General features: G+C 60.1%; 1 protein-coding gene. It reads right to left on the bottom strand.

Annotation, left to right across the window (positions count from 1 at the left end):
- Positions 1-18: 18 nt before the first annotated feature.
- A protein-coding gene (locus BC363_RS30570) for an IS3 family transposase (protein WP_141690496.1) occupies positions 19-1208 on the bottom strand; the annotation gives its coding sequence in 2 pieces (ribosomal slippage) (positions 19-959 and positions 959-1208; 1191 coding nt in all).
- Between the last annotated feature and the right edge of the window lie 64 nt (positions 1209-1272).

The following is a 1272-nucleotide window of genomic DNA, read 5'->3' as shown; positions in this document are numbered from 1 at the left end:
TGACCTTGCCCCCAAGTTTTATCCGGTTTTGAGTTCGCTCCAGCGGTTTTTGGTTGCGGTATTTGCGGCGGTAGCGGCGGGTTGCGGTGCGAAGCCATTTCGGCTGCGCAGCACCGCAGCAGGTCGCGGGTTGATGGTCTGAGCGAACTCGGCCGGTGTCAGCCAGCCGAGGCCAGAGTGCGGTCGGTGATCGTTGTAATCGCTGCGCCAGTTTGAAAGCGCTGATCGGGCATGGGTCAGTGACGAGAAGAGGGTTTCATTCAAGAGCTCGTCTCGCAGCCGCCCATTGAAGCTTTCGATGAAGGCGTTCTGGATCGGTTTGCCGGGCGCGATGTAGTGCCAATCGACCTTGGCCCGGTCCGTCCATTGCAGGATAGCGTTGCTGGTGAACTCGCTGCCGTTGTCACTGACGATCATCCTGGGCTTGCCGCGCTCTTCGATGATCCGGTCGAGCTCACGGGCAACCCGCAGACCGGAAAGTGATGTATCGGCGACGAGGCCCAGGCACTCTCTGGTGCAATCGTCGACGACCGTCAGCACCCGGAACCTGCGCCCATCGGTGAGTTGATCCGACACGAAGTCCAGCGACCAACGGTCATTGGCTGCCATCGGGATCAGCATCGGTGCTCGGGTGCCGATCGCCCGCTTTCGGCCGCCGCGCTTGCGCACCGTCAGCTTCTCTTCCCGATAGAGCCGGAAGAGCTTCTTGTGGTTCACAGGGTGTCCCTCGCGTCTAAGCAGCACATGAAGGCGTCGATAGCCGAAGCGGCGGCGTTCATGCGCCAACGCCTTCATTCGCTCGCGCAGGCCACGATCGTCGCCGCGTCTCGTTTCGTAACGGATCGTCATCCGGCAAAAGCCGATGGCTTTACACGCCCGCCGTTCGCTCATCCGATGGTGGTTCATCAGATGCGCGACAGCGCTCCGCTTGGCTGCGGGCGTCACCACTTCTTTCCCAAAAGGTCTTTTAAAGCAGCATTGTCGAGCATCGCATCTGCCAGCAGCCGCTTCAGCTTCGTGTTCTCGTCCTCCAGCGTCTTCAGCCGCTTGGCCTCGGACACGTCCATGCCGCCGAACTTGGCTTTCCACTTGTAGATGCTGGCATCGCTGACGCCGTGCTTGCGGCAAAGCTCCGCGACTGGCGTGCCCGCCTCGTGCTCCTTCAGAATGCCGATAATCTGTTCGTCCGTGAAACGGTTGCGCTTCATTCCCTGGTCCTCTCAATGGGCCAGAGCTTACTTCAAAATGGATTATTTCAACGGGGCAAGGTCA

This window comes from Ensifer sp. LC384, from assembly GCF_001695865.1.
In the GTDB taxonomy this organism is placed as follows: Bacteria; Pseudomonadota; Alphaproteobacteria; order Rhizobiales; family Rhizobiaceae; genus Ensifer.
This window is presented reverse-complemented; position numbering and strand designations above follow the sequence as displayed.